Source organism: Streptomyces sp. NPDC033180 (assembly GCF_055577645.1).
In genome coordinates this window covers 549,542-573,966 of sequence record NZ_JBVIPU010000003.1, presented here as the reverse complement: position 1 = coordinate 573,966, position 24,425 = coordinate 549,542, and the positions used below count along the sequence as shown (strand labels likewise).

Below are 24,425 nucleotides of genomic sequence, written 5' to 3'. Positions count from 1 at the left end.
TGCTGATCTGTCCTCGTGCCGCCCAGTCCGCTCACGCGCATCGGCACACCGCTCGGTGGTGCGAAGCTCAGACCAGACCGAGGTAGACCTCGACCGGCAAGGAGGCCGAGGCCACGGCTGGCATGGTCACGTGCAGCCGGGAAGCAACACCCCAGGAAGACGACCAGAGCCAAGGGCCACTTCGGTGAGCCCGGGGATCAGCGTAGTGACCCTCGACTCCGCGAACGGGTCTGAAGTTCATTGCCCACTGCACGTGAAAAGTCCCAGAACACCGGTCCGAACAGGTAACGGCTCACGTACCATCAGTTTTTGGGGCGGGAACTCACATCTGCGGAGAGCTGCCCCTGTTGAGAGGTGCTCGCCCGCTTCGTTCCAGTGCGTCTCCGGGACAGCCTCCACTTCGAGAAGCGGCCGTAACGGGGAAGCAGTGGAAACACCCATCGCGTACGACATCGCAGCTCCCGAGCCGGCAGGCATGGTGGCCTCGCTCAGCTCCCTTGGCTACTCGCTCCCCGCGGCCGTCGCGGACCTCGTGGACAACAGCATCTCCGTCGAGGCCAAAAACATCGATGTCGAGTTCACCTGGGCCGGAGCCGAGTCGTGGATCGCCGTCGTGGACGACGGCTGGGGCATGACGGCCGAGGAGCTCGTCACGGCCATGACGGTGGCAGCCCGAGGGCCTGCGACCGCACGCTCCTCCACCGACCTGGGCCGTTTCGGCGTCGGACTCAAGTCCGCCTCGTTCTCCCAGGCCAGACAGCTCACGGTCACGACGGCCAAGGACGGCGAGTGGGACACCCGGACGTGGGATCTCGACGTCGTCGAGGGCTCCGGCCAGTGGCGGCTGCTTCACGGGGCCAATGACGACACGATGGACGTGCTCGCCAGACTCCGAGGTGCTTCCGATCACGGCACCATCGTGCTCTGGAGACGACTCAACGGCTATCGCACGGACAGCGCCAGCCTGGACGACGAAGGCACGCAGAAGCAGTTCTACGCCGAGGCAACCCGCACGGAATCGCACCTCGGCATGGTCTTCGCCCGCTTCCTCACCGGAACCCGCCGCCGCAACCTGCAGGTCCGGGGAACCCTGGTGGAGCCTTGGGACCCGTTCATGAGCAACCACCCCTCGGTACAGCGCCTGCCCTCCGAGGAACTCCCCCTGAACGGCAGCTTCGTGAAGGTCGAGGCGTTCGTCCTCCCCAGCGCCCAGAGGCTGACTCCCGAGGAGTACGACCAAGCCGCCGGTCCGGAGGGCTGGCTCGACCAGCAGGGCTTCTACGTCTACCGCCGCAACCGGCTCATCCTCGCAGGTGACTGGCTCGGACAACGTGGCATGCGGCGCGAGGAGAAGTACAACCTGGCGCGCATCGCCATCGACATCCCCACCGAGACGGACGCCGAGTGGGGTGTCGACGTGAGGAAGTCGAGCGTCGTCCCTCCGGTCAGCCTCCGCTCGCACCTCAACCGCCACGCACGCAATGCGCGGGCCACCGCCGCGGAGGTCCTGAAACGCCGGGGCCAGATCGCCGCACGTACCCACGGCGACCCACTGGCGTACGCATGGCTCGTACGTCGGCCCGACGACAGGGTCGTCTGCAAGATCAACCGAAGTCATCCGCTGGTGCAGGCAGCACTGCGTCCCGGAGGAAACAGCGCCGCGGACGTGCGCGCGCTGCTGCTTCTCCTTGAGGAGACCATCCCGGTCACCGCCCTCCGAGTGATGCATGAGACGGACAGCAGCGACGATCCCGAGCCGTTCGGCGGTCCGGGCGTCGCCGACGACGCAGCGGTCGAGGTCGCACAGCGAATCTTCGAGTCGCTCGTCTCGGGCGGACGTTCGCCGGCATCCGCGCGAGATCGCCTCCGAACCATGTCTCCCTTCGACCAGCTCCAGGGTTTCTGGAGCAGATGACCCCCCGTCAGTGGTCGCCTCTAGGCTCCACACATACCGACCGTGTCCAGCTGGAGGTCTCCTGTGAGTGACGTTTCTGACGACTCGATGGCCAAGGCCAAGCGTCTTGTTCTCGGCTTCCTGCCACAGGATCGGCAGCCGAAGGCGGAAGAGGTCCAGACCGCGGTCAACGCCATCTTCGGCCTGCTGGCCGGGCAGGGCGAGGACCTCGACCGTGAGCTGCTGGTCAAGGAGATCGAGGCGATGACCGCGGTCTTCCAGGAGCGATCTCTCGCGCTCACGGACGCCAAGGGACACGAGCCGTGGCTTCCAGAGGCGAAGATCGACCGCGACTGGGAGTTCTGGGAGCGGTACCGCAGGTATCTCGAGGACGTGGTGAGCCTGCCGCCGTGGGTGGTGCGTCGCCTGGACCAGACCTCGGACGACGTGCTGAGCCAGCTGGAGGATCCTCGACGGTCCGGGCCCTGGCGTCGTAAGGGCCTTGTGATCGGTCAGGTGCAGTCCGGGAAGACGGGCCAGTACATCGGCCTAGCCGCCAAGGCGGTCGACGCCGGCTACCGGTTCGTCGTGGTTCTCGCAGGTATCCACAACGACCTTCGCAGCCAGACCCAGCTCCGGATCGACGAAGGACTCCTGGGTTTCGACACCCAGAACCAGAGCCGCTCGGACGAGGACGGACGTTCCCGGGCCATAGGCGTGGGCAAGATGCCACTGGCAAAGAAGCTGAAGATCGCCTCACCGACCAACAGCGGCGAAAAGGGTGACTTCGGGCTCGCCACGGCCAAGGCGATCAACTTCCCCCTGGGCAGTTTCCCCGTCGTCCTTGTGGTCAAGAAGCACTACAAGATCCTTGAGTACGTCCGGAAGTGGGTACTGGACGTCCACGGGACCGAGGACGAGAACGGCGAGAAGATCGTCAAGGATCTTCCCCTGTTCGTCATCGACGACGAGGCCGACAACGCCTCGATCAACACGGTTCGCGACCCCGAGGCGGACCCGACCAAGACGAACGCGGCAATCCGCAAGCTCATGAAGAGCTTCGACAAGTCCGCTTACGTTGGTTACACGGCAACTCCCTTTGCCAACATCTACATCGACCCCGACGCCAAGCACACCGAAGCTGGCGAGGACCTGTTCCCCGCCAGCTTCATCCGCAGCCTTCCCTCACCCACGAACTACCTCGGTCCTGAGAGGGTTTTCGGGCTCCGGGTGGACGACGAGGACGAGGCCGATGTGGAGCCCCTGCCTCTCGTCCGGCACGTGAGCGACGCAGATGCCTGGCTGCCGGCCAAGCACAAGGCCAGCGACGTTCCAGCGAACACCCTCCCTGGGTCTCTGCGCGAGGCGATCTTCTCGTTCGTGCTGTCCTGTGCAGCTCGACGTGCCCGCGGACAGACGAAGGTCCACAACTCGATGTTGGTGCACGTCACCCGCTTCACCTCGGTGCAGACCCTCGTCCGCGACCAGGTCGACGACCATCTGCGACTCGCCATCGACATGATCCGGGACCGGTACGGAAAGGCACCCGAGCTGCGGGCGGAGTTCCGGGCTCTCTGGGAAAGGGACTTCGAGCCGACCACGGACTGTTTCACGCCTGACCAGGCCGAGCGTCTGACCTGGGAGCAGGTCTCGGAGCAGCTCCTGCCCGCCCTCAGGAAGATCCAGGTCAAGACTGTCAACGGCACATCGAAGGACGCCCTCGACTACTACGAGAACCGGAGGAGCGGACTCTCGGTGATCGCCATCGGCGGGCAGAAGCTCTCCCGTGGCCTCACGCTCGAAGGGCTGACGGTCAGCTACTACCTGCGGACCTCGAAGACGTACGACACCCTCCTGCAGATGGGCCGATGGTTCGGCTACCGCCCCCGTTACGAGGACCTGTGCCGCCTGTACACCACCTCTGCGCTTGAGGACGCGTATGTGGAGGTCACCGCCGCCACGGACGAGCTACGTCGGGAGGTGGAGGAGATGGCCACGCGCGGGCTCACCCCGACAGAGTTCGGCCTGAAGGTCCGGGCGTCCTCGTTGGGTCTCACCGTGACTGCGGCGAACAAGATGCGTCAGGGCACGAAGATCCTGCTCAGCTACTCCGGTGAGGGGCCGGAGACCGTGATCTTCAAGCTCGCCGACAAAGCCGTCGAGCACAACTTCGGGGCACTTGAAACCCTTCTCCGCCGTGCGAAGGAGAGCAGCGACGCCGCCCAGCCCGTCGAAAACGGCAACGTCCGATGGGACAGCGTGCCCGCTGACGCGGTGACCGAGTTCCTGAACTCCTACGAGGCCGACCGCATGGCGCAGCGTGTACGTCCTCGGCTCATCGCCAAGTACATCGAGCAGTGCACAAAGGTCGACGAACTCGGCAACTGGACAGTCGTCCTGGTGGGCAGCACGACGTCGACGAAGCCGGAGAACATCGGGGATCACACCGTCGGTCTGGTGAAGCGCAAGGCTCTCAACGAGCGCTTCAGGGACGAGGGGCGGTACACGATCCGGCGCGTGCTCAGCCCGCCGGACGAGCTGATCGACCTCGACGACGACCAGCTGAAGGCAGCGGACAGGGCTGCAGCACGGGCAGCGGAACTCCAAGACAAGCAGTCTGTGCCGAAGACGCCGGCCGGTCCTCACATCCGGCGGCAGCGCCGCACCGACCAAGGGCTGCTGCTGATCTATCCCCTCGCGGTCCCGGACGCCGACAAGGCAGGTACGAAGGCGCCCCTCGTCGGTTTCCAGCTGAGCTTCCCGCACTCCGACTACCAGGCCAAGACCGAGTATGTCGCCAACTCCGTCTGGTTCCAGGAGGACATCTACACGATCGACGAGGAGGAGGACGACGCGTGACCGTCACCGAGGACGAGTGGCACAAGCTGGAGAGCCCGCAGGGGGTCCCAGGGCGGTCCAGCCTCCGCCTGCACCCGGAGTCGCAGCTCGACATCTTCCTCGCCGTCTCTCACCCCGCACGGCAGCGCATGCTGGTCCTTCGGGCTGATGCGCGCTCCGCGGACCCGATCGTGCGCTCCGTCGGGCGTCTGCCCAGGGCTGCCGGGATCGAGATGAACCTGAGTGCCGTGTCACGCCTTGAGTACGAACTCCAGGTGATCCTGACCGCCAACGACCTCAGCGAGGTGTTCAACCCGCTCGTCGCTGACGTCGCCGACGTCGCGAAGGCCGCCCCTGACGCCACCGAGGCCCTGTCCGCAGCCGTGGAACGGTTCGGCAGGTGGCAGGACCTCCTCCGTGCCGTCAGCAGGGACGGGCTGAGCGTCGAGGCGCGTCGTGGCCTCTACGGAGAGCTGTTGATGCTGGGAGACGTCCTGTTCGCCGAGCTGTCCCAGCCCGAGGCCGTCGAGGCGTGGACCGGCCCCACGGGAACCAACCAGGACTTCGAGCTCCCCGACGTGGCCATAGAGACGAAGGCCAGCACGGCGAAGCGCCCCCGGAGCATCCGGATCGCCAGCGAGCGGCAGCTCGACGGAACCGGCACGTCCGCGCTGCTGCTCACCCTCGTCCAGCTCGACGAGCGGCGCGGTGGCAGGGGCGAGAGTCTGAACCGACGGGTGGAACACGTGCGTCAGCAGCTCACCGACCCCACAGCGCGTGCCCGGTTCGACGGTCTGCTGATCCAGGCCGGGTACCTGCCCGGGCACCGGGACCTGTACGACGAACCCCGGTACACCCTCCGCGACCTGAGGTTCTGGCACGTGCGGGACGAGTTCCCGAGGCTGGTCGAGTCCGACCTCCCCGACGGGGTCGGCGACTGCTCGTACCACCTGGATGTGTCGGCACTGGGGGCGTACCGCGCCGAAGTCGACGAAGTGAAGGAACTGATCGGGGGATCAAATGGCTGAGCTCGAACTCACGGAGTTCTCCAGAAGCCTGGTGGCCGACGTCCAAGCGACGGCCGACGCCGAGGGGACGACCACCCCGGAGACGTTCACACGACGCGTCTTCGAGGACCTGGAGCAGGCAGGCGTGGTGTCCAACACCTTCACCGCCTTCCACAAGGCACATGGTCACGAGGTGCACGGCTACGGCATCGGTGAGTCGGGCGAGTCCCTGGACCTGTTCGTGACTGACTTCCAGCTCACTCCACTGGACACCAAACTCACCAAGGGGCAGACGGAGACGTGCTTCAGGCGCCTCCTGACGTTCGCCGTGCGGTGCCGGGATGGACTGCAGCAGCACATCGACGAGTCCTTCGACGTGTACGACATGTGCGCGGCGGTCGAGAAGGCACTCACCGAAGTCCAGCGGATCAGGCTCTTCCTGCTGAGCAACCGGGTCGCCACCTTCACCGAGGTGCCGGCCTCGGACCTCGACGGCCTGCCGGTGACCCACGAGGTGTGGGACCTCGCGCGACTGCACCGCCACGCCACGTCGGGTGCTCTGGGCGAGCCCATCGTGGTTCCCTTCTCCCCGCCCCTCCCCTGTGTCTCGGCTCCCAGCTCGGAGGAGGACCACTCGGTGGTCCTGGCCGTCATACCCGGGCAGATGCTCGCTGAGCTGTACGCGGAGTACGACACCCGGCTCCTGGAACTGAACGTGCGTTCCTTCCTCCAGACCCGGGGCGCGGTCAACCGGGGCATTCGGGAGACCCTGCTCCACGTGCCCGGCCGGTTCCTGGCCTACAACAACGGGATCACAGCTACGGCGTCGCAGGTCGACTTCGTGAGAGGGCCGGACGGAGTGCCCACCCACATCTCCGGGGTGCACGGTCTCCAGATCGTGAACGGAGGACAGACCACAGCCTCGCTCCACCACACACTCACGCGTGACAAGGCCGACCTGTCCGAGGTGCGGGTCCAGATGAAGCTGACGGAGGTCGCTCCCGACCGGCTCGCGGAGATCGTTCCGAAGATCTCGGAGTACTCCAACACCCAGAACAGGGTGACCCAGGTCGACTTCAGCTCGAACCACGAGTACCACGTGGAGATCCAGCGGATCACCCGTTCCCTGTGGGCGCCCGCGACGGACGGCAGTAGCCAGGAGACCCACTGGTTCTACGAGCGGGCCCGCGGCCAGTACACGGACGCCTTGGCGAAGGCTCGGACTCCTGCCCGGCAGCGGCAGTTCAAGAAGCTGAACCCGGCAAAGAGAAAGTTCACGAAAGCAGACCTGGCCAAGTACGTCCACTCGTGGCATCGGCTGCCCCACTTGGTCAGCCGGGGTGCTCAGAAGAACTTCGTAGAGTTCATGCTGCGCGTCGAGGAGGCACCACCGCGCGTAGACCTCCAGTACTGCCAACGCGTGATCGGCATGGCCATCCTGTTCAAGGCCGTGGACCGCATCGCTGCGATCCACGGTGCCGGCAGCCACAAGAGCATGATCACCACGTACACCGTGGCACGCCTCTCCCTGGCGACCGACCGTCGGATCGACCTCGACCGGATCTGGCGGGAGCAGTCGCTGTCTCCGGTTCTGGAGTCAGCGGTCCATGACCTCTGTCCCAGGGTCATGCGGGCGGTGACCACACCTCTGGCGGGAAATCACGTCGGTGAGTGGGCCAAGAAGGTCGCCTGCTGGGACGCCGTGTCGGAGGTGCCCTGGACCGTTCCGCGCGCTCTCTCGTCGGAGCTGCTCGACCAACCGCTGGACGAGACCGCGCTCGCGGGCGGTACCGGCGACGAGACGGGAGCGGGCGAGGAGGCCGCTCAGTTCCCCGCCGACGAGTGGTACGCGATCGAGGACTGGGCCAAGGAGACACGCGTCCTCGAGCCGTGGCAGCGGCAGCTGGCTCACTTCGTGGGCAAACGCCTCGAGCTCGGCGAGGAGGTTCCCGAGGCGCAGGCCGTGCAGGCACTTCACACACGGACCGAGGCACTACGCCTGGGGTTCACCCCGGCCCCGTAGGCGATCGGGAGGAAGCCCCAGCGGGTTCGCACATCAGCCGCGAACCCGTCCGGCGCGTCAGAGGTGCCCCTTCTCGATCAGATCCCTCATCGCGTCCTCTGCCCGCCTCAGCACGGTGCGACCGTCCGTGTCACTGAAGGCGACGAGCCTGGCGCCCGGTGAGAGGCCGGCCTCCGCCAGCAGCCCGAGCGGCAACTCGACTCGGCCATGGTCATCGACGCTGAGTTCGACTGGTTCCCGGAGCATGGGGAGAGTGTGGCACCCTCCCTTACCCACCACGTCGACAGGCTCGGGTTCTGATCATGACCGAAGGTGACAGCAGACCGGGACAGCAGTGGGTCCCCACTGCCGAAGGAGAACACCTGCGCGGCCGCCGTGCGCGGAACACCAGGCCGGAGATCCTTCTCAGGAAAGCGGTACACCGCCTGGGACTCAGGTTCCGTCTCCAGCAGCAGGTGGCCCCTCGCTGCACCGCCGACTTCGTACTGCCCCGCCATCACGTCGCCGTGTTCGTGGACGGCTGCTTCTGGCACGACTGCCCTGATCACGGCCCCCAGAGGTTCCGAGGCCCCAACGCCTCCCTCTGGCGGGACAAGATCAATGCCAACAAGGCCCGGGATCGACGGAACACCGAGCAGGCCACAGCTGCCGGCTGGACCGTGGTCCGGATCTGGGAGTGCGAGGTCCGTCGAGACGCGATGGAAGCCGCGCAGAAAGTGGCGAAGTCCGCAGACGGGGGCACCACGACATCGCGTCGCCCGTCGGCTACTCCTGCACGGCAGCCAGGGTCAGCAGATCGTCCGGACGCGCCTTCCGGCGGGGGCAGTACGCGATCAGCGGACAGTCAGAGCAGACCGGCCCCTCATCCCGGCACAGGTCGGCTCCTATGAGCCGGATCGCCCCCATCCGCAAAGGGGCGTCCTTCCCTGCACCGACGAGCTTCACAAGGTTGACGCGCCCCTCGCTGAGCCGGTTCGGGTGATCCGCCTCCTGGCCGTTCATCCGCGCCGCGACCCTCAGAGTTGCCTGTCCGACGAGCATCAGGTCCTCGCCGATCAGCAGAAGGTAGAGGGACCTCTCGGCCGGCTTCATACCCAGCTTCTCGGGAACGTCGAGCCGCTTGTCCCAACGCCAGGCGTAGGGCTTGTCCACCAGCGGGGTCAGGCGGTCGAGACGGGACCTGGCCGGCACCGTGGGCGCCGCCTCAAGCAGCTTCAGGAACAACGTCGCAGTCAGCGTCTTGGAACGCCGGACGGTGTCCATGAGCTCAGCCATCGCGGCCGGTTTGATCTTCGCCCCGGAAATTATGGCGACGACCGCTGCATGGAGAGAGAACCGCTCTCCGTCACGCTCACGCGGAAGCTGGTACCAGTCCGCTCCGTCGCGGCGTCGCTCCGCCCACTCCGTGAGGGCACTCCGGACCTCCCGCCAGTGAGGCTGAAGTCCCTCAGCCCCACCGGAGGTACCGTCGACTGGCCTGAGCACCTCAGCAGCAGCTTCCCCCAACAGAGGAGGAACGGCGTTGCCGATCTGCCGGAACGCGTCACTCCGAGTGCCTGCGAACCGGAACTTGTCAGGGAAGGTCTGGACGCGTGCGGCCTCCCGCACGGTGAGGGTGCGCAGCTGCTCGGGGTGGATGTACCAGTAGCCGTCCTTGGCGATGTGAGCCGTGATCGTGCGGCTCAGCTCTCCCCAGTCCAGTTTCTTGTACTTGTCCGTGTACTTGTCCGCGCTGTAGCGCTGATACGTCTTCTCTTCATCGGTCTTCAGCAGCTTGTGCAGATCCGAGTACTTTGTGTCGGACTCCATAAGCTCGAAGATCCGGTGGTCGTCCTTCCGGACCCTGCGCGTCATGTGATCCCAGACGCGTCCGCGTGGCGCGTCCTCGCGCATCACCTCGGCGAAGGGCGGCAGGCTACGCGACTTGCGGTAGGACATCTCCCGCTCGCCGACCCGCTCCGTGGGCACGACATCCAGCGCTGGGAGATCGCCGATCGCGTCGCGCAGGGTGGTGTGCTTCTGATCGCGTTCGCGCCAGCTGAAGTCGGCGACATCCCTCCTCGCCAGGAGAATGAGCCGCTTCCGGTGCTGCGGAACGCCGTAGTTCCACGCGTCGACAAGCCGCACCTGCGTCGCGTACCCGAGCTCCTCCAGCTCCTCCTCGATCGTCCGGATCACGAAGAAGTCGTCGTGCAGCCCCATGTCGGGCACGTTCTCCATGAGGACCACGCGCGGCCGGATCCGCTTGACGATGTCGAGGTAGGCGCTCCAGAGCTCCTTCCGACGGTCCTCCGGATCACGCCCGTGGTTCTTGACCAGGTCACGGATCTTGTTTCGCCCGGCTCGGCTGAAGGGCTGGCACGGCGGGCCTCCTGCCACGAGATCGATGTCGGCAGGCTCGAGAATCTCCACGAGCCTGTCGCGCTCGTCGGGATCACCAAGGTCCATGTGCAGGCTGAGTCCGGGAAAGTTCGCCCGGTGGGTCTCCAGCGCGCGCTCGTCGAAGTCCACCGCCGCCGCAGTGGTCCACCCCGCCCGCTCGACGCCGAAACTGAGCCCCCCGGCGCCGGAGAAGAGATCGACGGCCAGCCGCTTGCCCTTACCGAAGCCTTCCAGCCACTCCTGGAAACCCTCTGGTTCGCAGCTGTCCTCGTGTGGGGCAAGCTCAAGGTAGTCACTGCGTTCAAGAGGTACGCCGTAGCCGCTCCCCTTCACAGCACAACCCTCCGTACGCATGACATGAATGAGCACCAGGAGATCACAGACCTCCTGGTGGAAGCAAGGATTCCGACGCCTTGGGCATCGGGAACAGCTGGGCCGCCGACCAGTTCCCAGCTCGGCTTGCCTACCCCCGCCAGCAGCGGGCTCGAACCAGTGTTCCACGCCTCAAGATGATCGATCATAGTGGAGTCCAGCGCCGAATTCCGCTCACTCGTCAGGAGTGATGCACCACTCCGCTTGGCTAACGACACCAGGGCGCAGAAGACACGTTCGAGCCGTCGGGAAAACGTCGAACATTATCGGCCACCAGCGCCCTTCAATCACATGGTCCGCACTTGAACCAGCTGTAGGATTCCGCCAGTTCACTGCGATCCATGGTGCAACAAGCTGAAGGTCACCAGGAGCGGGGGCGCGGGTGGACTCCGAGAACGCCAAGGCTTATCTCCGGCCTCGGGCTCGCCTCATGAGCACCCTGGGCGAGGAGCTGATCAGTAACGAGCGCGTCGCGCTCACCGAGCTGGTGAAGAACGCGTACGACGCCGACGCAAGCCTCGTCGTCATCCGGTTCAACGCGCCCCTCGTGGCGGGTAGCGGTTCCATCGAGGTGTGGGACGACGGCCATGGCATGTCGCCGGAGACCGTGCGTGGCACCTGGCTGGAGATCGCCACGCCCCATCGCCACCGGTCCCCGCAGAGCGAAGGACTTGGCCGACGGGTCCTCGGCGCCAAGGGCATCGGTCGCTTCTCCGCGGCCCGCCTCGCTCAGGTGACGTCCCTGACGACTCGCCGACGGGACGAGCAGGAGGTCACCGTACGAGTCGACTGGGGAAGGTTCACGAAGGACGACGACGCCTACCTCGACCAGGTGTCGGTCGACTGGATCTCCGGAACTCCACGTGCCTTCTGATCGAGGCCGTTAAGGCCGCGATCCCGGCGCGTACCGCGTGGCTCGGCTCGCACGGCTACCGCTCGTGGTGCCCGGAGGCGGCCGAGGTGCAGAACGACCCGGCGCACTCCTGCCGCAAGGATGGGCGGGCGTGTGGCTGCGCGGGCATGGCCTACCTGATCTCGTGGTTCGAGGAGGCCGCCAACACCCTCGCCCGCCTGGACGACGACGTGTTCACCACGATCGCCCAGGAAGCCCGCTCGGCCGGTATCTCGTTGATCATCTCCATGTAGCGGGCCAGCGGCTACCAGATCAGCACCGACACCCGTGCGAGCCTGCCCGCCTCACTGTGCTTCGGCGTGGACGAGCGGGACGCCTCCTTCGCGCTGCCGGAGGACGTGCTCGATGCGGGCGCCAACCCCGGCGCGTGGAAGAACCGCAAGCCCGGCTACTGCTACCTGGTGGCCGCAGGAATCGAGGAAGAGCTGTACGCCAACCCGGCCCGCACCTTCCGCAACGACCCCGTGACCCTCGAATGGGTCGACCGCGAGTTCGCCGCCCACCGCATGGCCATCGACGACGTGACCGCCCACGCGGCGGCCAGCGTCGCCGGAAGCGCCTACACCGACCGCACCCGCCCGGAAGACCCCGCAGCCCCCTCGGAGGAAGACGAGATGGACGACGACCACCGCGCGGGCGCCGACCCCGAAGACCAGGACATCAACCCGGAGGCCGAACTCCCCGACAACCAGCCGGGCGACGAGACGCCGGTGTTCGGGCAGGAGCAGGGCCACAAGCCCGCCCCGGAGGGGGCCCGGCGCCTGCTCGATGAGGCGCTCGCGCAGTTCGAGGACGAGGGGCGCATGGTCGTGGGCCCGAAGGACTTCACGGACTGGTGCGACCAGCACGGACTGTCCCGCTCCTGGGTGTCCAAGCGGCTCAAGGACGCGGCTCTGGACGGCCGGCTGGAGCCGACCAACCAGAGCGGCCGGTGGCGGATCGTGCCCACCCTCGCAGCGGCCTGACGCCTGTCACATGTGACGGGCTACGTCACACCCAAACCCCTAGGTAGACACGGGTGTGACGCCCCATCACAGCGGCCCGTCACACCGCATCACACCTCTCCGTCACACCCGCCGCGGGCCCGCATCACACCTGACGCGGGCCCCGCCGCCCTACCCGCCGGAGTGCCCCATGGACTACCCCGAGCAGGCCACCGCCATCGAGGTCCACCACCCCATACCGATCACGCCTGCCGTGCCACACGCGGCGCCTCCCGCACTCGTGCAACCGGGCCACGCGCCCGCGGTGCAGAGCATCGTCCTGCCCGACGGCCGCGTGGTCACCGGCTACACCCTTACCCCCGCACCGACCACCTCGGCCCCGGCCGAGCCCCGCCCAGGTGTCTCGCGTACGGCGGTGAACATCGCGCTCGGTGGCGTCGGCTTCGCCGCGGTCTGCGGCGGCCTGCTCCTGCTCACCGGCTTCATCGCCGCACTCGCGGCGTTCGTGCAGCAGCTCATCATCCTGGCCGCAGTCATCTTCGGCGGCTGGATCGCCGTCCAACTCCTCGGCCCCTGCTCCCGCGGCGGGGCCACGATCAACATCCGCAAGGCCGTGGTCAAGCGAAACCACTTCCGCAGCTAACGGGGCAGGGGGCTCTGGCGCTTCAGGCGCTGCTCTGGGGTCGGTGTAATTCCCAGTGCGTCGTCAGCCAGGTGCGGTGGCCCTTGCCCAGTGTCACGGTCACCGGACGGCCGTGCAGGCGTGCATAGTCGTCGAAGGCCGCCAGCGCCGGTGCCACATCCAGCGTGCCGCGTCCGAGGTCGACCGCGATGAGTCCCAGGTCGAACAGGCGGTGCAGGTCCCGGCGCAGCAGCAGGCCGCCCTGGGGGTGGTGCTGGCCGTCGGTGGCGTAGCTGTACAGGTGGGCCGCTTCCAGCGCTGCCGCCGGGGCGGGCCCGGTGAACGCACAGACCTCGCCGTGCTCGTCCAAGAGCCTCTTACGGAAGGTGGCTTGGCCTAGGCGAGCCCGGACGGTGGTCGTACGGTGGCCGCCAGCAATCTGGCGCTGGGCGGCATCGGCGATGTCCACCGTGGTTGGCGCACCGCTGGCGGTGATCTGGGCGCGCATCCGGGGCCAGTCCAGCGGGCGCAGACTCAACTGGGACTTGGGGGAATGGCACAACCCCCGCAGGTCGGCCGCTGTGAGCAGGCCGGCCATGTCGACCCAGGCAGTCGCGTGGCGCGAACGGTAGGTGGTGACGGGCTTGCGGTGCACCGTCGGGGCGTCGAACTCGGCCTTGCAGGTCCAGCACCGGTAGGCCGGCGTCTTGTTGCGCCGGGGGCGCGAGGCCCGCGCCCGGCCGCACTCCGGACACGTGTAGGTCTCCTTGACCGCCTGCCCGGTGTCGATGCCCTCGATGACCGAGATACCCAACAGCGACTTGGTGTCCCACAGCGCGATCACGTCGCCCGCGGCCAAGGCGGCGTGATTGGGCACGGTGCTGTCCCAGCTGTAGTGCCGGGACGGCTCATCGTCATACCCGTCGTTCCCGCCGTGCGTACGCTCCGCATCCTGCACGGCCAGCACCAGCCACGCCCCCGCCATCCGCTTCCCCTGTCCCATCCCCGGCCTCTTGAGCCGAGGACGGTCCGAACTCACGCCAATGACACCGGACCGCCCCCGTCACCCAGCCCCTTCACAGAGGACTGGAGACCTCCAGCATGACCCACCCCACCGACAGTCCGCGCAGGTTTCTGCCCGGACCCGCTGCCCTCCGGCAGCAGCCGGGCATCGCTTCCGTGCTGCCGCTGCGCCGCCCCAACGGACTGAAGCTGCTGGACCTGTGCTGCGGAGCCGGCGGCCTGTCCATGGGCTACCACCTGGCCGGGTTCGAGGTCGTCGGCGTGGACATCCGCCTGCGGCACACCCAGATCAGCCAGACGAGGCGCTACGTGAAGGGACGATCCCACCTGTCGAAAGGACGCGATGCGGCGCATGGGAGAGTGCTTCGTTCCGCCGTCTGCGGGCCCCACTGAGACCAGAACTGAGACCACCGACACCCGCGCGGCTCGTGCTCAGCGCCGTCGCCGCATCCGATAAAAGCAAAAGCCCCAGGTCACGGCGAGTGAGTCCTGGGGCTTCCACAGAGCCGCCTTCGGGATTCGAACCCGAGACCTACGCATTACGAGTGCGTTGCTCTGGCCATCTGAGCTAAGGCGGCACGCGGCCCGCACCTATGGTGCGATCAGCAGCGACGCCAAGTCTACACAGTTTCCGAGGGTGCTCCGTCCACCCCCGGCGGGCGGCCCTCCGGGGGCCGCGTCACCCCTGCGAGCAGCGCTTTCCGTCGTCCGGGGCCTTGCCATCCAGCAGGTACGCGTTGATCGCCGAGTCCACGCACTTGCTGCCGCGCCCGTACGCCGTGTGGCCGTCCCCCTCGTAGGTGAGCAGCTTGCCGGAGGAGAGCTGGTCGGCCAGGGCCTCGGCCCAGCGGTAGGGGGTCGCCGGGTCGCGCGTGGTGCCGACCACGACGATCGGGGCCGCGCCGTCCGCCTCGATGCGGTGCGGCTCGCCCGTCGCCTTCACCGGCCAGTACGCACAGTTCAGCGAGGCCCAGGCCAGACCCTCGCCGAAGACCGGGGAGGCCTTCTCGAAGTCCGGGAGGGATTTCTCGACGTCGGCGGCCGTGTCGAAGGCCGGGGGCAGGTCCAGGCAGTTCACGGCGGCGTTGGCGAACATGAGGTTCGCGTACGTGCCGTCGCCGTCGCGCTCGTAGTAGCTGTCCGAGAGGGAGAGGAGGCCCGCGCCGTCCTTGTCCCTCATCGCGGTGGCCAGCGCCGTGCGCAGTTGGGGCCAGGCCCCTTCGTCGTACATCGCGGCGATCACGCCCGTCGTGGCCAGCGCCTCGCCGAGCTTGCGGCCGTCGGAGTCGCCGGTGGGGATCGGCGTGCGGTCCAGCTCGTCGAAGAAGGACTTGAGGCGCTTGCCCGCGTCCGCCTCGCTCTTCGTGCCCAGAGGGCAGTCCGACCGGCCCACGCAGTCCTTCGCGAACGACTGGAACGCTGTCTCGAAGCCCGCCGTCTGGTCCCGGTTCATGCGGCGTGCCGGCAGCGAGGGGTCCATCGCGCCGTCCAGGACGAGGCGGCCGACGCGGTCGGGGTAGAGGCCGGCGTACGTCGCCCCCAGAAAGGTGCCGTACGAAGCGCCCACGTAGCTCAGCTTCTCGTCGCCGAGCGCCGCGCGCAGGATGTCCATGTCGCGAGCCGCCTCGACCGTGGAGACATGCGGCAGCACCTCACCGGACCGCTTCTCGCAGCCCGCCGTGAACTTCTTGAAGGAGAGCGACAGTTGGCCGGCCTCGCGCTCGTCGTCCGGGGTGACGTCCGTCTGCGTGTACGCGTCCATCTGCTTGCCGTCGAGGCAGGTGACGGGCTCGCTGCGGGCCACGCCGCGCGGATCGACCGCTGCCATGTCGTACTGGGCGCGGACCTCTTCGGGGTAGCCGAGGGCCGCGTACGACTGGAGGTAGCCGATCGCCGAGCCGCCGGGGCCGCCCGGGTTGACCAGGAGCGAGCCGAGGCGCTTGCCGGGTCCGGTGGCCTTCTTCCGGGATACGGCGAGCTTGATCGCCGGGCCGTCCGGCTTCGCGTAGTCCAGCGGCGCCTTCATCGTGGAGCACTCGAAGCCGGCGACGCCGCACTCGCGCCAGCTCAGCTTCTGTCCGTAGTACGGAGACAGCTCCTGCGGCGTGGCGCGGGGCAGCGCGGCCATGGACACGTCCGCCGTCGTGCTCCCGGCCGAGCAGCCGGAGATGAGCAGTCCGGCGGCCAGGAACGCGGTCGCGGGGGTGCGGAGTCCTCTGATGCGCATCACGTGAGCCTAACGCCCTGCGTTGGATCAGTGACACAAAGTGCCCGTATGGGTGACTCCGTCAACCCGCCCCATATGGACGGCAGCCCACGGGGCGGCCCGCCCCCGCGACGCGGCTAACCCGCCCGCAGCGCCACCGTCATGGCCTCCACCGCGAGCAGCGGCGCCACATTGCGGTCCAGTGCCGTGCGGCAGGCGCCGATCGCCTCGATGCGGCGCAGCGTCGACTCGGGCGAGGTGCCGCGCGCCAGGCGTTCCAGCATGTCGATCACCTCCGTGTTCGCCAGTGCCACGCGGGAGCCGAGCTGCAAGGTCAGCACGTCTCGGTAGACACCGGTCAGTTCGATGAGCGCCAGGTCGAGGCTGTCGCGCTGGGTGCGGGTCCTGCGGCGCTTCTGCCGGTCCTCGAGGTCCTTCATGACGCCCGCGGTGCCGCGCGGCATCCGGCCGCCCTTCTCCGCGCCGAGCGCCGCCCTCAGGTCGTCGGTCTCCTTGACGTCGACCTCCTCCGCGACCTGCTTCGCGTCGTCTCCTGCCGTGTCGATCAGCTCCTGCGCCGCCCTGAGGCAGCCGCCGATGTCCTCCACCCGCAGGGGCAGCTTGAGCACGGCGGCGCGGCGCTCGCGTGCCCGCGGGTCGGTCGCGAGACGGCGGGCGCGGCCGATGTGCCCCTGGGTGGCGCGCGCGGCGGCAGCGGCGACATCGGGCTCGATGCCGTCACGCCGGATGAGTACGTCCGCGACCGCGTCCACCGGAGGCGTACGCAGCGTCAGGTGGCGGCAGCGCGAGCGGATGGTGGGCAGCACGTCCTCGAGCGAGGGGGCGCAGAGCAGCCATACGGTGCGGGGGGCGGGCTCTTCCACGGCCTTCAGGAGGACGTTGCCCGCGCCCTCGGTGAGGCGGTCGGCGTCCTCCAGGACGATGACCTGCCAGCGGCCGCCCGCAGGCGACATCTGGGCACGCCTGACCAGCTCGCGGGTCTCCTTCACGCCGATGGACAGCAGGTCCGTGCGCACCACTTCGACGTCGGCGTGCGTGCCGACCAGGCTCGTGTGGCAACCGTCGCAGAAGCCGCAGCCGGGTGCGCCGCCGAGCGCGCGGTCCGGGCTGGTGCACTGAAGCGCGGCACCGAAGGCGCGGGCGGCGGTGGACCGCCCGGAGCCGGGCGGTCCGGTGAACAGCCACGCGTGCGTCATCTTCGACGCCTCGGGGCGCGGGGTGCCCGCGGCCACGGCGGTGACCAGCGTGTCGGCGTCCCGGGCCGCGGCGCCGAGCTGCTCACTCACCCGCTCCTGGCCCACCAGGTCGTCCCATACGGTCATCGGTCACCGCCTCCACCCTGCACACCTGCGTCGCACACGTCGCACGTCACGCTGTCGAACTCATTGTGGAGCACGCCACTGACAACGCGGTCCGCTCGGCCGACAACGCGGGCTCGGCGAGGCTCAGCGCCTCTTCCGCCCACGGCCGCCCCGGCCGCCCTCGTCCTCGTCCCGCTCCCCCAGCAACTCGTCGGCCAGCGACGGCAGATCGTCCAGCGGAGTCTCCTCCGCCCAGTCCGAGCGAGGCCGCTCACGAGGCTCACCGTGCTCATCGACCTGGGGCAGCTCACGGGTGCGGTCGTTCCCGCCGTCGGGCGAGGACGCAGGGCGCTCGTCGCGGAAGTAACCCGGCGGCACCTTGTCCTCCTCCCGTACCGGGGGCAGCACGGCCGTCTCGTCGGCGTCCTCTCGTACCGAAGGCAGCACGGCCGTCTCGTCGGCAGCACCCGGCACCGGCGGCTGCGACAGCACCTCGGTCTCCTCCGAGTGGGAGGCGTCCTGTACCTGCGGGAGCACCGCGGTCTCGTCGGCCGCACCCGGCGCGGGCGCACCCGGCTGCACCACGGGAGTGGGAATCGTCGTCTCGTTGTCCGGCACGGCGTCCGCAGGAGCACCGGACGAAGCGGGAGTTGGAGCAGTAGTCGGCTTCTGAGCAGAACTCGGTTTCGGAGCCGGAGCCGGAGCCGGAGCCGACGCAGGCTTCGCAGCCGGAGCAGGAGCAGGAGCAGGAGCCGAAACAGGCTTCGCAGCCGGAGCCGAAGCCGCCGCGCTCGAAGCGGCAGCCGCAGCCGCCGCGGAAGCCGCAGCCAGCCGCCGCGCCTCCTCGGCCCGGAGCAGCGCCTCTTCAGCCTTGCGCTGCTTCTCGATGCGTCGCGCCTCGGCCTCGGCACGCAGCCGCGCCTCTTCCTCAGCCTCCTGGCGGCGCCGCTCCGCCTCGGCCGCCCGCACCTTCTCCTCGGCCAGCAGGCGTGCCTGCTCCTCCTCGGCCCGGCGCTTCGCCTCCTCGGCGCGCTGCCTTGCCTCCTCCGCCTGCCGTTCCGCCTCCCGGCGCTGCGCCTCCTCCAACTCGCGGCGCTTGCGCTCCTCCTCCTCGGCGCGGAGCTTGGCGAGCTGCTCCTGGCGCTCGCGCTCGACCCGCTCCTCCTCGGCCTTGCGCGCGGCTTCTTCCTCGGCCTTGCGCCGCGCCTCTTCCTCGGCGGCCTTGCGGGCCTCCTCCTGCGCCTTCACCTCGGCCTCGGAGAGCGGCAGCATCAGGTCGAGCCGGTGCCGGGCCACGGTCGTGACCGCCTCCGGCTCCTGGGCTGCGTCGATCACCAGATAGCGCCCCGGGTCGGCCGCGGCGAGCGTCAGGAAACCGGACCGCACGCGCGCGTGGAACTCGGCGGGCTCCGACTCGAGGCGGTCGGGCGCCTCGGTGAAGCGCTCGCGGGCCGCCTCCGGAGAGACATCGAGCAGCACCGTCAGATGCGGCACGAGCCCTGCCGTCGCCCACCGCGAGATACGGGCGATCTCGGTCGGCGACAGATCGCGGCCCGCGCCCTGGTAGGCGACGGAGGAGTCGATGTACCGGTCGGAGATGACGACCGCGCCCCGCTCAAGGGCGGGACGTACGACCGTGTCGACGTGCTCGGCGCGGTCGGCGGCGTACAGAAGTGCTTCGGCGCGGTGCGAGAGGCCTGCCGACGAGACGTCGAGCAGGATCGAGCGCAGTCGCTTGCCGACCGGGGTCGCCCCCGGCTCGCGCGTCACGACGACCTCGTGGCCCTTGGCCCGGATCCACTCGGCGAGCGCCTCGGCCTGCGTGGACTTGCCCGCGCCGTCGCCGCCCTCCAGGGCGATGAAGAACCCCGTGGCGGCGATCCCCTGCTCGGGGTCGTCGCCGCCGCGCAGCGCGTCCCGCAGGTCGTGGCGCAGCGGCACGCCCTGCCGGTCGTCGATCTTGGCGAGGACCATCGCGGCCACCGGCAGGAGCAGCGCGCCCACCAGCATCAGCGTGAAGGCGGCGCCTCCGTGGTCGAACACGAACTTGCCGTTGACGAAGCGGTGCGGCCCGATCGCCGCCGCGACCACCGGGGCGATGAGCGCGCCGAGCGCGATGAAGAGGCGTACGACCGCCTGGAGATGTTCCGTCGTGCGCGCCCTGCGGTAGTCCTCGACCTCCTGGTCGAGCAGCGCGTGCCCGGTGTGCGCGGCGATGCCCGCGGCCACCCCGGCGAGCGCGAGGAGCAGCAGCACGGTCGTCACGTCGGGCACGAGTCCTGCGGCGAGCAGCGCGACGCCGGTGAGGGCGATCGCGAGCGCGAGCAGCCTGCGGCGCGAGAGCGAGGGCAGCAGCGACGGCGCGGTGCGGATACCGACGGCCGTGCCGCCGGTCAGCGCGAGGACGATCAGGCCGTACGTGACGGGCCCGCCGTCCAGGTCCTTGGCGTGCAGCACGGCGACCGCGACGGAGGCCGCGACGGCCCCGGCGATCGCGGCGCAGGCGGCGACGAGCAGCGGGATCGCGCCGGTGCGGCCGCGGTCGGTTCCGCTGCCGGTGCGCGGCCTGCGCAGCCCTTCGAGCGGGCTACGCGCGCGTGGCGTCTGCGTGGCGGGAAGTTCGAGGAAGTAGACGATCGACAGCGAGGCCGCGAAGAGCCCGGCGGCGACGAACGAGGCGAGCCCCGCCTGATGCGCCTCGAACCAGTCGATCCCGGCGCCCAGCAGATTCCCCACCAGGGTGATGGCGACAAGCGCGGCGGCCGCGAGCGGCAGCGCGATGAATCCCGTACGCAGCGACAGGCGCCGCAGCGCGTCCATGTGGTCCGGCAGCGGACGCACCGTCGCGCCCTCCAGGGGCGGCGAGGGCAGCAGCGCGGGCGCCGCGCTCTCGCGGCAGACCGTCCAGAAGCGTTCGGCGACGCCGATCACGAAGGCGGTCACGAGCAGCATCGCGAGCGCGTTGTCCGGCGTCCAGTCGATCCACAGCGGCGCGACGATCAGGAGTCCGGCCCGCAGGCCGTCCGACACGACCATCGTCCAGCGCCGGTCCAGCGGCCCGTCCGGTGAGGTGATCGAGCTCAGCGGCCCGAGAAGCACCGCTCCGAAGAGCAGCGTCGCGAGAACGCGTGCCCCGAAGACAGCGGTGACCGCGAACGCGACCCCTCGGTAGCCGCCGCCGAACGCCGCCTCGGCGATGGCCGCTTGAAGGGCGAGCACCACCAGGACGAGGAGGGCGAGGGCATCGCCGACACCGCCGACGAGCTGGGCGCTCCAGAGCCGCTTCAGCTGCGGCACGCGCAGCAAGGCGCGGACCGCACGCTCTCGGGAATCTGCGACCAGGGCGTTGTCGGGGGCCGGGTTTCCGGCCGTTGGCTGCTCTGCACGCGTCATCCGTCCAGCCTATCCGCACGGTGTGACACTCCGAAGGGGCGCCCGAACAAACGGGCGCCCCTTCGGTTCACACATTCACAGCGCCGTCACCAGGTGACGTACGCGGCTGCCTACTCGGAGTCGGACGCCTTCGTGGCCGAAGCCGCGGTCTTCTTGGCGGCGGCCGTCTTCGTAGTGGTCTTCTTCGCAGCCGTCGTCTTCTTGGCAGCCGTTTTCTTGGCGGCTGTCTTCTTGGCTGCGGTCTTCTTCGCGGGAGCCTTCTTCGCCGCCTTCTTGGCGGTCTTCTTGGCCGGACCCTTCGCCCGCTTCTCGGCGAGCAGTTCGTAGCCCCGCTCGGCGGTGATGTCCTCGACACTGTCGGCGGCCCGCAGCGTCGCGTTCGTCTCGCCGTCCGTGACATACGCCCCGAAGCGGCCGTCCTTGACGACGACGGGCTTCCCGCTGACCGGGTCCTCGCCGAGCTCCTTCAGCGGCGGCTTGGCGGCGGCCCGCCCGCGCTGCTTGGGCTGGGCGTAGATCGCGAGGGCCTCTTCCTGCGTGATGCTGAAGAGCTGCTCCTCGGTGTCGATGGACCGCGAGTCCGTGCCCTTCTTCAGATACGGGCCGTAGCGGCCGTTCTGCGCGGTGATCTCCACGCCCTCGGCGTCCGCCCCGACCACACGCGGCAGGGACATCAGCTTGAGGGCGTCATCGAGCGTCACCGTGTCGAGTGACATGGACTTGAAGAGCGAGGCCGTCCGCGGCTTGACCGCGTTCTTGCCGGTCTTCGGGGTGCCCTCGGGGAGCACCTCGGTGACGTACGGGCCGTAACGGCCGTCCTTGGCGATGATCTCGTGGCCCGACGTGGGGTCGGTGCCGAGCGCGAAGTCACCGCTCGGCTTGGCGAGCAGCTCCTCGGCGTACTCGACCGTCAGCTCGTCCGGCGGCAGGTCGTCGGGCACGTCGGCGCGCTGGTGGCCCTCCGCGTCCTTCTCGCCGCGCTCGATGTAGGGGCCGTAGCGGCCGACGCGGAGCACGATGCCGTCGCCGACGGGGAAGGAGGAGATCTCCCGGGCGTCGATCGCGCCCAGGTCGGTCACCAGCTCCTTGAGCCCGCCGAGGTGGTCGCCGTCGCCGTTGCCCGCGCTGGAGGCGACGCCCGCGTCGTCACCCTCGCCGAAGTAGAACCGCTTCAGCCACGGCACGGCCTGCGCCTCGCCCCGCGCGATGCGGTCGAGGTCGTCCTCCATGCGTGCGGTGAAGTCGTAGTCGACGAGCCGCCCGAAGTGCGTCTCCAGGAGGTTGACGACAGCGAAGGACAAGAAGGAGGGCACGAGGGCCGTGCCCTTCTTGAAGACGTAACCGCGGTCGAGGATCGTGCCGAGGATCGACGCGTACGTCGACGGGCGGCCGATCTCGCGCTCTTCGAGCTCCTTGACCAGCGAGGCCTCGGTGTAGCGGGCCGGCGGCTTGGTCGCGTGGCCGTCGACGGTGATCTCGTCGGCGGTCAGCGCGTCGCCCTCGCTGACCTGCGGGAGCCTGCGCTCGCGGTCGTCGAGCTCGGCGTTCGGGTCGTCCGCGCCTTCCACGTAGGCCTTCATGAAGCCGTGGAAGGTGATGGTCTTGCCGGACGCGCTGAACTCGGCGTCGCGGCCGTCGGCCGCCGTGCCACCGATCTTGACCGTGACGGAGTTTCCGACCGCGTCCTTCATCTGGGAGGCGACGGTCCGCTTCCAGATCAGCTCGTAGAGCCGGAACTGGTCGCCCGTCAGACCGGTCTCGGCGGGCGTGCGGAAACGATCACCCGAGGGGCGGATCGCTTCGTGCGCCTCCTGCGCGTTCTTGACCTTCCCGGCGTACGTGCGGGGCTTGTCCGGCAGGTAGTCGCTGCCGTACAGCTGCGTGACCTGCGCGCGAGCGGCGGTGACCGCCGTGTCGGACAGCGTCGTGGAGTCCGTACGCATGTAGGTGATGAAGCCGTTCTCGTACAGCTTCTGCGCCACCTGCATGGTCGCCTTCGCGCCGAAGCCCAGCTTGCGGCTGGCCTCCTGCTGCATCGTCGTCGTACGGAACGGCGCGTACGGAGAGCGGCGGTAGGGCTTGGACTCGACGGAGCGGACCGCGAAGCGGGTGTTCTCCAGCGCCGCGGCGAGCGAGCGGGCGTTCGCCTCGTCCAGGTGCAGCGTGTCGGACTTGAGCTGCCCGACCGAGTTGAAGTCGCGGCCCTGCGCGATGCGCTTGCCGTCGACCGTGGTGAGGCGCGCGACCAGCTGCGAGGGGTCGGAGGCGTCACCGGTGCGGCCGGTGCCGAAGGTGCCCGTCAGGTCCCAGTACTCGGCGGAGCGGAAGGCGATGCGCTCGCGCTCGCGCTCGACGACGAGGCGGGTCGCCACGGACTGGACACGGCCCGCCGACAGGCGCGGCATGACCTTCTTCCACAGGACCGGCGAGACCTCGTAGCCGTAGAGACGGTCGAGGATGCGGCGGGTCTCCTGGGCGTCGACCATGCGCTTGTTGAGCTCGCGCGGGTTGGCGACGGCGCCCTGGATCGCGGCCTTGGTGATCTCGTGGAACACCATGCGCTTGACCGGGACCTTGGGCTTCAGGACTTCGAGGAGGTGCCACGCGATGGCTTCGCCCTCGCGGTCCTCATCGGTGGCGAGGAAGAGTTCGTCGGAGTCCTTCAGCAGGTCCTTGAGCTTCTTGACCTGTGCCTTCTTGTCGGAGTTGACGACATAGATGGGCTCGAAGTCGTTCTCGACGTCCACGCCGAGACGGCGCACCTCGCCGGTGTACTTGTCGGGGACCTCCGCGGCGCCGTTGGGAAGGTCGCGGATGTGCCCGACGCTTGCCTCGACTACGTAGCCGGGGCCGAGGTAACCCTTGATCGTCTTCGCCTTGGCAGGCGACTCGACGATGACGAGTCGGCGGCCGCCCTTTGCGGTCTCGCTGGTCGGGGACAACTTCGCTCTTCTCTCCGGTCGGTACTCGGGGCCGTGCTCTGTGGCCTCGCTCGGTGCGCTTGAGTTGCGCTGACGCTGCGGAGTGTGACGGTACATCCCGCCCCCGTGTCAAACGGGAAAAGCCCGCAACGGCCACTCGAACGGTAACCCGACTACCGCCATTCCTGCCGCCCGGAGTGGCGACCTGCCGTTTCACCACGGGGTTCACCACCGGCTCGGCACCGGCGCCGGGCCTACGGCCCGTGTGCGCCCTGAGGCCACCGACCTCTTTCGGTCACATCCGAGTGAAACACCACACTCCGAGCACCAGTGCCCCCGATCCGGCGAGCGCGGCGAGCGTCGCCGATGCGACGGGGCTCACACCGTCGGCGACGGGCGCGCGGTGCGCCACACGTGCCCCGGTCCACAGCAGCAGTCCCGCTCCGAACAGCGCGAACACCGTGCCCGCGAAGATCGCTGGTCCACTCTCCATGTCATTGCCTCCCCGTACTGAGTTCCCGGATCGGCAACCTGACACGCCCGGGAAACCGCGGCACGAACCCCG

At 68.7% G+C, this 24,425-nt stretch carries 14 protein-coding genes, 1 tRNA gene and 3 pseudogenes; 9 read left to right on the top strand and 9 right to left on the bottom strand.

Annotated elements, in window-relative coordinates; all coding sequences use genetic code 11:
• Positions 1–427 precede the first annotated feature (427 nt).
• The 4 genes from ACZ5WE_RS13350 to ACZ5WE_RS13335 all read left to right on the top strand — a co-directional run bounded on the left by ACZ5WE_RS13350 (position 428) and on the right by ACZ5WE_RS13335 (position 7,762).
• Positions 428–1,915 (top strand): ATP-binding protein, encoded by a 1,488-nt coding sequence (locus ACZ5WE_RS13350; protein WP_467686031.1) that lies wholly within the window; start codon positions 428–430, stop codon positions 1,913–1,915.
• Between the two features lie 63 nt (positions 1,916–1,978).
• Positions 1,979–4,753, top strand: a complete 2,775-nt coding sequence (locus ACZ5WE_RS13345) for a Z1 domain-containing protein (RefSeq protein ID WP_467686029.1) — start codon at positions 1,979–1,981, stop codon at positions 4,751–4,753.
• A complete protein-coding gene (locus ACZ5WE_RS13340) occupies positions 4,750–5,760 on the top strand; it encodes a PD-(D/E)XK motif protein (RefSeq protein WP_467686027.1) in 1,011 nt (336 codons plus the stop codon). Before ACZ5WE_RS13345 ends, ACZ5WE_RS13340 begins: the two co-directional genes overlap by 4 nt.
• A complete protein-coding gene (locus ACZ5WE_RS13335) occupies positions 5,753–7,762 on the top strand; it encodes an AIPR family protein (protein ID WP_467686025.1) in 2,010 nt (669 codons plus the stop codon). Before ACZ5WE_RS13340 ends, ACZ5WE_RS13335 begins: the two co-directional genes overlap by 8 nt.
• Positions 7,763–7,819: 57 nt before the next feature.
• On the opposite strand, the gene ACZ5WE_RS13330 is transcribed toward ACZ5WE_RS13335, so the two are convergent.
• Positions 7,820–8,008: a hypothetical protein gene (locus ACZ5WE_RS13330; RefSeq protein WP_467686023.1), complete on the bottom strand. Its 189-nt coding sequence runs from the start codon at positions 8,006–8,008 to the stop codon at positions 7,820–7,822.
• A gap of 56 nt (positions 8,009–8,064) precedes the next feature.
• On the opposite strand from ACZ5WE_RS13330, the pseudogene ACZ5WE_RS13325 reads away from it, so the two are divergent.
• A pseudogene (locus ACZ5WE_RS13325) lies at positions 8,065–8,385 on the top strand (very short patch repair endonuclease); the annotation flags it as partial.
• 142 nt (positions 8,386–8,527) lie between these two features.
• Here the strand turns inward: ACZ5WE_RS13325 and ACZ5WE_RS13320 are convergent.
• On the bottom strand, positions 8,528–10,645 hold the full coding sequence (locus ACZ5WE_RS13320; protein ID WP_467686021.1) for a DNA cytosine methyltransferase: 2,118 nt from the start codon (positions 10,643–10,645) through the stop codon (positions 8,528–8,530).
• A gap of 301 nt (positions 10,646–10,946) precedes the next feature.
• Between ACZ5WE_RS13320 and ACZ5WE_RS13315 the strand changes: the two genes are divergently transcribed.
• From ACZ5WE_RS13315 to ACZ5WE_RS13305, 3 genes and pseudogenes are all read left to right on the top strand, one after another.
• On the top strand, positions 10,947–11,390 hold the full coding sequence (locus tag ACZ5WE_RS13315; RefSeq protein ID WP_467686251.1) for an ATP-binding protein: 444 nt from the start codon (positions 10,947–10,949) through the stop codon (positions 11,388–11,390).
• A pseudogene (locus ACZ5WE_RS13310) lies at positions 11,378–12,394 on the top strand (plasmid transfer protein TraB); the annotation flags it as partial. The gene ACZ5WE_RS13315 and the pseudogene ACZ5WE_RS13310, both read left to right, overlap by 13 nt.
• A gap of 169 nt (positions 12,395–12,563) precedes the next feature.
• On the top strand, positions 12,564–13,016 hold the full coding sequence (locus tag ACZ5WE_RS13305; protein WP_467686019.1) for a hypothetical protein: 453 nt from the start codon (positions 12,564–12,566) through the stop codon (positions 13,014–13,016).
• A 22-nt stretch (positions 13,017–13,038) separates the two neighbouring features.
• Here the strand turns inward: ACZ5WE_RS13305 and ACZ5WE_RS13300 are convergent, their stop codons facing one another.
• Positions 13,039–13,998 carry an HNH endonuclease gene (locus ACZ5WE_RS13300; protein WP_467686017.1) on the bottom strand — a complete coding sequence of 320 codons (960 nt, stop codon included), beginning with the start codon at positions 13,996–13,998 and terminating at the stop codon, positions 13,039–13,041.
• A 254-nt stretch (positions 13,999–14,252) separates the two neighbouring features.
• Between ACZ5WE_RS13300 and ACZ5WE_RS13295 the strand changes: the two are divergent.
• A pseudogene (locus tag ACZ5WE_RS13295) lies at positions 14,253–14,475 on the top strand (tyrosine-type recombinase/integrase); the annotation flags it as partial.
• Positions 14,476–14,522: 47 nt separating this feature from the next.
• Here the strand turns inward: ACZ5WE_RS13295 and ACZ5WE_RS13290 are convergent.
• From ACZ5WE_RS13290 to ACZ5WE_RS13265, 6 genes are all read right to left on the bottom strand, one after another.
• Positions 14,523–14,596, bottom strand: a tRNA-Thr gene (locus ACZ5WE_RS13290).
• Positions 14,597–14,697: 101 nt separating this feature from the next.
• Positions 14,698–16,245 (bottom strand): alpha/beta hydrolase, encoded by a 1,548-nt coding sequence (locus ACZ5WE_RS13285; protein WP_467686015.1) that lies wholly within the window; start codon positions 16,243–16,245, stop codon positions 14,698–14,700.
• Positions 16,246–16,361: 116 nt separating this feature from the next.
• Positions 16,362–17,567, bottom strand: coding sequence for a DNA polymerase III subunit delta' (locus ACZ5WE_RS13280; protein WP_467686013.1), 1,206 nt, complete (start codon positions 17,565–17,567; stop codon positions 16,362–16,364).
• Positions 17,568–17,690: 123 nt separating this feature from the next.
• Positions 17,691–20,939, bottom strand: coding sequence for a dTMP kinase (tmk, locus tag ACZ5WE_RS13275; protein ID WP_467686011.1), 3,249 nt, complete (start codon positions 20,937–20,939; stop codon positions 17,691–17,693).
• Positions 20,940–21,049: 110 nt separating this feature from the next.
• On the bottom strand, positions 21,050–23,881 hold the full coding sequence (gene topA, locus ACZ5WE_RS13270; protein ID WP_467686009.1) for a type I DNA topoisomerase: 2,832 nt from the start codon (positions 23,879–23,881) through the stop codon (positions 21,050–21,052).
• Positions 23,882–24,155: 274 nt separating this feature from the next.
• Positions 24,156–24,353, bottom strand: a complete 198-nt coding sequence (locus ACZ5WE_RS13265) for a hypothetical protein (RefSeq protein WP_467686007.1) — start codon at positions 24,351–24,353, stop codon at positions 24,156–24,158.
• Positions 24,354–24,425 lie beyond the last annotated feature (72 nt).